The organism is Chryseobacterium sp. OV279 (assembly GCF_900128945.1).
In the GTDB taxonomy this organism is placed as follows: Bacteria; Bacteroidota; Bacteroidia; order Flavobacteriales; family Weeksellaceae; genus Chryseobacterium.
Window position 1 is genome coordinate 1,029,008 of the sequence record NZ_FQUD01000001.1, and the last position, 7,830, is coordinate 1,036,837.

Sequence of the window (7,830 nt, forward strand, 5' to 3'; positions counted from 1 at the left end):
AATTAATCATAAAAATGTATTTCTCATTTGGGATGGTTTTTCTTTTTCAATGTTTTATTGTTTATTTTTTGAGGAAATTATAGGGTAAAGCTTGATTTTGTTTATGAATTGCTAAAACTGAATCTTTATTTTATTTGTTAATCAATTCATTAATCATTTATATTATTTATCATTTTGTAGATTTTGTTTAATTGTGATGATTTTTTTTTCACGGGTTAAAATTTCTATTGAATCGTTTTTCTTAGATTATTTTTTATTCTTTCAATGCAAATACTTTTTTAAAAACTCTTTTTACTTGTATTTCAATTAAATTAATACACTGTATCTATTTGTATTCCAGTATTTTAAATTTTGACATTGTTAAGCTTTATTAACATATTTGCTGTCTAAATGCTAAAATTAAAAACATGAATGTAAAATTACGTGTGTTAAGTGTGGGAGTTTTGTTCTTTATAGGACATGCTGTCTCGGCGCAGAAAACGAAAAATGACACTATTCGGGGTGAGATTGATGAGGTGGTGGTAACGGGGTCTTATGGGATCAGGCAGACTCCGGAACAGGTTACCGGATCGAGCGTTAAAATTGGAGCCGATAAATTGGTTAGACCCTCAGCAATTTCGATAGAAAATGCATTGCAGGGGCAGGTGGCCGGATTAATGTCAACCGCTAGCAGTGGGCAGCCTGGTGCAAACAGTATTACACTAATCAGAGGACTTGGTTCCTTGACTTCCGGAAATAATCCTTTATACATTTTAGATGGAGTTCCCATACCCTCCGGTGATGTTTCTGGATTGTTAACATCACAGAATTCATTGTCACTGATTAATCCTGCTGATATTGAGAATATTGAAGTATTGAAGGATGGAGTTGCTACTGCAGTATATGGTTCAAGAGGCGCTAACGGGGTTATTGTGATAACTACCAAATCTGGTAAAAAAGGTAGATCAGATCTTAACTTTACCAGTGAAATAGGTGCAGGTGAGATAGCTTTTGAAAAATTTAAAATGCTTAATGCAGGTGAATCTACCAGTTTATTTGGTCGGAGCTTATTTAATGCAGGGCAGGCTACCACACTTCAGAACGGATATAATTTAGCAAAATCTGAGTATGGTTGGGACGGTGTTTCAGATTATGATTGGAATCGTGCGGTGAGAAGAGCTAATCCGGCGTTCAGTCGGTATAATTTTAACTATAGTGGGGGAGTAGAAAACCTTTTGATTTTTGCGTCACTTGGATACCTTCAGCAAGAAGGGATTTCCAGAGATTCTAAATTTGATAGGTATAATGGTGCGTTAAGAGCGGATTGGAAAGCAAGTGATAAATTAAAGATGAATATGTCTGTTAATTTATCAAGATCAGTTCAGAGGGGTGCGACAGATGGATCAGCATTTAGTAATCCTGTATTTACAGGTAGATTGATGTCTCCTACACAGTCATTTTATAATCCTGATGGGACCTATAATACTAAACTCTATTACCTTAGCGAAGAATTTAATCCTATTGGGATTCAAAATGAAAACTTAGAGAAAGGTATTTTTAATAAAATTATCACAAGTGTTGGGGGTGATTATCAGTTTCTCCCTAATTTCAGATACTCTTCCAATTTTGGATTAGATTATACATCAGGAAATGAATTACTTTATTGGAATCCTGACTTTGGAGATGGAACATTTGATGGAGATGCGAATGGTAATGGATATCTGGCAAGGCAATTTAATAATTATCTGACCTGGAACTGGTATAATTTTGTACATTATAATAAGGTTTTTGCAGATAAACACAATGTTTCTGTTTCAGTAGGTCTGGAAGCTACAAGAACGGAAAGAGAATTTAATGTTCTGAACGTACAGGGATTTCCTGCCGGGACAAGAATAAAATATGCTGATGTAGGAGCGAACCCAACAGGAGCTGGTGGAAGCGCTGATTTTAGGAGTTTGGTAGGGTATGTTACAAGGGCTTCCTATACATACAATAAATTTTTAACGTTTACAGGTTCTTTCAGAAGAGATGGTTATTCTGGGTTTACAGGTTATAATGGTAATTTTTGGGGCGCAGGGCTCAGTTTTGATTTTGGTAAAGCAAATGTTCTTCCTGGATTTTTTAAAAGCTTGAAGCTAAGAGCCAGTTACGGGGAAAATGGTAACCAGGCAGTAGGTCCTTATGCAAAATATGATCAGTATTCTTACAGAGGGGCATATATTTCTTCAAATGCAGGTTTTGTTTCTAATGTTGCTCCTGTTGAAGGATTATATTGGGAGAAATCAGATAAATCCAATATAGGTTTAGATTTTACATTTGGTAAAAATGGAGCTGTATACGGTACTTTAGAAGTGTATAAGAATAACAATACCGATCAAATTTTTAGTGTCCCAAATCCGGCATCTACAGGCTTTAGTTCTCTGACAAAGAATATTGCTGATTCTTATTCAAAAGGATTAGAAGCCACCTTAGGATTTAGAGTGGGAAATAGTGAGGGTATTAATTGGAATACCAAGTTTAATTATGCTTATAACGACAGTAGAATTAAAAGTTTAAATGGAGAGACTAACCCCACTACAATAGATGGATTTAAAGCTTTTTTTCCAGGCCATAATCCAACAGAGTTTTACACAAGACTTTGGGCTGGCGTTGATCCTAAAAATGGAGATCCATTATGGTATACCGATGATTCAAAGACTGCTACAACAAATAATTCTGGTTTAGCTAAACTATCTTTTACAGGTAAGCATGCTTTGCCTACTCATATTGGAAGTTGGTATAATGAATTGAATTATAAGAATTTTAAATTATCATTCCTGATTAATTATCAGGGTAATTATTCGGTATATGACAGATGGGCATTTGTTTATGATTCCAGTGGTCAGTATGGCTATCTGAACCAGATGTCTTCAGCGTTATATAATTCCTGGACTCCGGAAAATCCTAACGCTGTACAACCAAAATATGTTTATGGAGGAAATAAGAATGCTAATTCGGCTTCTACAAGATATTTATTTGATGGAGATCATATACGGTTAAGAAATGTAGAATTTGGTTACAGGTTTACAAAGGATGTCTTAAAAATTGATGGTGTTAAAGGTATTTACGTATATGCAAGAGGAGTTAATTTATTGACTTATGCGTTTGATAAAAATCTTTATTTTGATCCGGAATCTAACTCAAATGCTTTTACCTATACCGCTTCTAATTTAGGCGTTTATGATCAGACGCAGCCCAATTTGAGACAGTACATGTTGGGTGTTAGTGTAGATTTTTAATTTAAATAAGATAGAAATGAAAAATATTAAATATATAATTGCATCACTCATTATAGCTGCGTCATCTACTTCTTGTAGTAATGATTTTTTGGAAGAAAAACCACAGGTTGATGTAGAATTAAAAGAAGGGATTACTAATGAGAAAAATCTTGCGGTTGCTATTCTTGGATTACACAATGGATTGCAGAGTACAGATTCTTATGGAGCGTTGATTCCTACTTTAAATGAGCTCTTAGCAGATAACAGCTTTGTGAGCTTAAGAAACTCAAATAGATTTGCGGGTACAAGGCAGACTGATTTGTCATATTATGTTACCCAACAGGCAAATTTTACCAGTCTATGGGGAAGTTTATATAGCATAATCGCAAATGCAAACTTTGTTTTGGGCTATGAAGGAAAAATTCAGGATGATACCAATACATCCGAGACTCCAGGCAGCCTTTTTGCTCAAGCACATGCTGTCAGAGCAATGGCTTATTATGATCTGATCACTCACTTTTCCGAAGTTTCGGGAAATGGAAATCAGGATCTTGGGGTTCCTCTTCCTTTGGTATTAGATGTAAATGCTAAGCTTCCAAGGTCTACAGTTGCTCAAATTTATAATCAAATTCTCTCCGATCTTACTACTGCAGAGGGGAAAATTTTGAATACTAATAAAAGGCAGATCAACAATTCAGCTGTAGATATGTTATTTAGCAGATATTATCTGGCAGTTAAGAACTATTCTCAAGCAGATGTTTATTCTCAAAAAATATTAAATAGTAATTTTTCCAGCCTTTCAACCACTACGGAGGCTCCAACAATGTTCAGTGCTACGGAAGAAGGAGGAAAGGAAACAATTTTTAAGCTTGAGTTTAATGATAAAGATCTCCCGGGAGCTAATGATGGTATTACCGCAACTTGGTATTCAGGAGGAAGATATAGACAGAACTTTGCTACCAGAGGGCTTTATGATAAACTTTCTAACAGTGATGTGAGAAAAAATAGCTGGTTTACATTAACCAGTGTAGGTTCTCCAGCAATATCTGCATTTCCAGATAATCCTAAACCTGTTGATGTCGCTAAATACAAGACACCAGCAACTGATATTATCTTGATGAGAAAATCTGAAGCAGTTTTTAACCAACTGGAAGCTCTTTATTATACAAATCCGACTTCTGCCTTAGTAAAATTAAATACTTATGTTTCAACTTATAGAGTGCCTGGGTATATTTTTGCAGGGACAGGACAAGCTTTGCTGGAGGAGATCTTGTTTCAGAAAGATGTTGAGTTGTTTTTGGAAGGATTTAGATATCGGGACCTAAAAAGAAATGGAATAGGATTTACAAATTCTCAAACTGGTGTGACGCTGAACAACACTAAATACCAATTTAAAGCGTTTCCTATTCCTCAAGGAGAGATACTAAGTAATCCAAATATCAAACAATTTCCAGGTTATTAACTATAAACATTTAAAAATTCAAACAAAAGCCCTGCTCTGCAGGGCTTTTTCTTATAACGAATAAAAAGGTTTTAATTAATCATTATTACAAAAATTACCGTTCCGACAATACTGTTTTTATCTGATAACTCTTCGGCGTCACACCCACAAGCTGCTTAAACACCCTAGTAAAATAATTTGTATCTGAAAAACCTGTTTGATAGGCAGTTTCCTTAATGCTGTTCTGCCCAGCGAGCAATTCCTTTGCCCGATTGATTCTTTCCTGCAGGATAAAATCATTCGGAGAAGTTCCCAATTCGTCTTTGAACATTTTAAAGAAATTAGACTTGCTGACGTAAGCCAGTTTGGCCATACTGTCGATAGACAGCTTTTGATGGAGGTTTTTCCTGATATAATCTACGGCAAAACCTATTCTCGATTTATTTTTAGCGATATTTTTTTCTACCATGCTTCTGGCCTGGGTCTGCATAAGTCTTATTAGAAGTTCTTTCAAAGCAAAATCTGCCATGATATCCTTTTGGGAATTATCATCCATAGCAATTCTCATGATGTTGTTGGTCGCAGACGTTAAGGATTGATTGTTAAAAAGGAAAAATTCATCCAGCTGGATATTCCATTGTGAAGTTTCGTCCACTTTAGGAAGGCTATAATTTAAATAATTGAGAGAATCCTCTATAAAATCAGGATTAAGACTTAAAGAAATACATTGGGTTGGAGCTTCATCTGCTTCAGGGAAATCAATGACCATAGTTTCTCCCGGAGCTACCAGAACACTTTCTCCCGGAAAATAATCAAAATAACCCGTTTTATTGTCCAGTTTCATGTGTTTTTTGCCTCTCAGCATGGCTGTAAAAGCAATGTTTTCAAAGTGGAGTTTGACACCGAAAGCGGCTTTATGCGTTTCGTATATGCTGAACTCACAGTTGTTTAGATTGAATTTTGTCTGGTTTTCAACAAGGTTCAATAACTGGCTCTCCTTCTTCAATTCAGGAGTATTTAATAAAAATTTATTATTGTTATTCATTTCTAAACATTTTGTAAAACCCAATCACTCAAATATATAAATTTTAGGCCTACACTGTTGTTAATAAAATTATAAAATTGAACATCTGCACTATTGTGATGTTTTTTTATACGATTGTGCTATTGCTTTTTCATCTGTAAATGTAACTTGGCTTTACGAAAAAATTAAAATTACTAATATGAGCACAATTACAGAACCAAAATCAGAGACCGCATTTCAGTGGCCTGAATTCAAAAACAAATATGATAATTACATTGACGGAAAATTCACACCTCCGGTTAACGGACAGTATTTCAATGTAGTTTCACCGGTTAACGGGAAAAATTTCACTCAGGTAGCCCATTCATCCAAAGAAGATTTGGAATTGGCTGTCAATGCTGCGGACAAAGCATTTCAAACCTGGAAAAATACCTCTTCTACGGAGAGAAGTATCATCCTGAATAAAATAGCAGACCGAATAGAGCAAAATCTTGAACATCTTGCCATCGTTGAAACCATCGATAATGGAAAAGCCGTCAGAGAGACTTTAGCAGCTGATTTACCCCTTGCGGTAGACCATTTCAGATATTTTGCTTCCGTGGTACGCGCAGAAGAAGGTTCTCATAACGAACTCGATAAAGATACTGTTTCTCTGATTGTTCACGAACCGCTGGGCGTAATCGCACAGATCATCCCTTGGAATTTCCCGATTTTGATGGCCGTGTGGAAGCTGGCTCCGGCTTTAGCAGCAGGAAATTGCGTAGTATTGAAGCCGGCAGAAAGTACTCCGGTTTCCATTATGGTTTTAATGGAAATCATTGGAGATCTATTGCCTGCCGGAGTTATTAATATCGTTAATGGTTTCGGAGCAGAACTGGGAAGAGCTTTGGTAACCAATCCTAAAGTATCAAAAGCAGCATTCACGGGTTCTACAGCTACAGGACGTCTTGTGATGCAGTATGCGACAGAAAATATTATCCCGGTAACCCTTGAATTAGGTGGGAAATCTCCAAACGTTTTTTTCAGTTCGGTGATGGATGCAGATGATGCATTCCTCGATAAAGCAATTGAAGGAGCTGTGCTTTTTGCCCTTAATCAGGGGGAAATCTGTACATGTCCTTCAAGACTATTGGTTCAGGAAGATATTGCAGATGCATTTATTGAAAAAGTAATCGAAAGAGTAAAAGCCATCAAAGTAGGAAATCCACTGGACAAAACCGTGATGATGGGTGCTCAGGCTTCCCAGATCCAGAAAGATAAAATCCTTTCCTACATCCAGCTTGGAAAAGAAGAAGGCGCTGAGGTTCTTGTAGGTGGTGAAGTAAACAATGTGGGAGAAGATCTTGAAGATGGATTCTATATCCAGCCAACAATCTTCAAAGGGAATAACAGAATGAGAATCTTTCAGGAAGAGATCTTCGGGCCTGTATTGGCATTCACGACTTTCAAAGACGAAGAAGAGGCGATAAAAATTGCCAATGATACCATCTACGGACTTGGTGCAGGGGTTTGGACAAGAGATGCACACCAGTTGTACAATGTTCCGCGTCAGATTCAGGCGGGAAGAGTTTGGGTGAATCAGTATCATTCGTATCCTGCGGGAGCACCTTTCGGAGGATATAAGCAGTCGGGAATCGGTAGAGAAAATCACAAAATGATGCTTGACCACTACCGTCAGACCAAAAACATGCTGATCTCTTACAACAAAAACAAATTAGGTTTCTTTTAATTTTTAATATTAGGGCGTGCCCGTTTGCCCCGGCAAAGCCGGGGCAAAACGGTCGGGCTATTCCACGGCTTCACTTCGTTTCGGTGCTCCATTTCATTTCGCACCGGCTCGTTCCTCGCCGCCCTTCCTATCCCTCACGCGGAAAACAGACGTCCTTATCTGAACTATTTCGGGTAAGCAGGAATTCTGTTGCTGTTTTTCATGTGAAAAGTCAATTTTGCTACGCAAGTCAATAGTGAATGATAGGCTGATAGTAGGATTCACAATTGACGATTCACCCTTCACAAAAATTTAAATGTGAAAAGTCAATTTTGCTTCGCAAGTCAATAGTGAATAATAGACTGCTAATAGATTCACAATTAACGATTCACCATTCACCATTCACAAAACATTTAATGTG

At 36.8% G+C, this 7,830-nt stretch carries 4 protein-coding genes; 3 read left to right on the forward strand and 1 reads right to left on the reverse strand.

Annotated features, from left to right (window positions below; translation table 11 throughout):
- Positions 1-407: 407 nt before the first annotated feature.
- Both BUA72_RS04645 and BUA72_RS04650 read left to right on the forward strand, forming a co-directional pair.
- Positions 408-3,257 (forward strand): SusC/RagA family TonB-linked outer membrane protein, encoded by a 2,850-nt coding sequence (locus tag BUA72_RS04645; protein ID WP_072921977.1) that lies wholly within the window; start codon positions 408-410, stop codon positions 3,255-3,257.
- 16 nt (positions 3,258-3,273) lie between these two features.
- Positions 3,274-4,698: a RagB/SusD family nutrient uptake outer membrane protein gene (locus BUA72_RS04650; RefSeq protein WP_072921978.1), complete on the forward strand. Its 1,425-nt coding sequence runs from the start codon at positions 3,274-3,276 to the stop codon at positions 4,696-4,698.
- A 94-nt stretch (positions 4,699-4,792) separates the two neighbouring features.
- Here the strand turns inward: BUA72_RS04650 and BUA72_RS04655 are convergent, their stop codons facing one another.
- The gene (locus tag BUA72_RS04655) at positions 4,793-5,722 is read right to left on the reverse strand and encodes an AraC family transcriptional regulator (RefSeq protein WP_047449328.1); all 930 of its coding nucleotides are present in this window, start codon (positions 5,720-5,722) and stop codon (positions 4,793-4,795) included.
- 178 nt (positions 5,723-5,900) lie between these two features.
- On the opposite strand from BUA72_RS04655, the gene BUA72_RS04660 reads away from it, so the two are divergent.
- Positions 5,901-7,430: an aldehyde dehydrogenase family protein gene (locus tag BUA72_RS04660; RefSeq protein ID WP_072921979.1), complete on the forward strand. Its 1,530-nt coding sequence runs from the start codon at positions 5,901-5,903 to the stop codon at positions 7,428-7,430.
- The last annotated feature ends 400 nt before the right edge of the window (positions 7,431-7,830 follow it).

Excerpts from the sequence above, each read along its gene's own strand:
- BUA72_RS04645 (WP_072921977.1), top strand. The coding sequence starts at position 408 with ATGAATGTAAAATTACGTGTGTTAAGTGTGGGAGTTTTGTTCTTTATA.
- BUA72_RS04650 (WP_072921978.1), top strand. The coding sequence starts at position 3,274 with ATGAAAAATATTAAATATATAATTGCATCACTCATTATAGCTGCGTCA.
- BUA72_RS04655 (WP_047449328.1), bottom strand. The coding sequence starts at position 5,722 with ATGAATAACAATAATAAATTTTTATTAAATACTCCTGAATTGAAGAAG.
- BUA72_RS04660 (WP_072921979.1), top strand. The coding sequence starts at position 5,901 with ATGAGCACAATTACAGAACCAAAATCAGAGACCGCATTTCAGTGGCCT.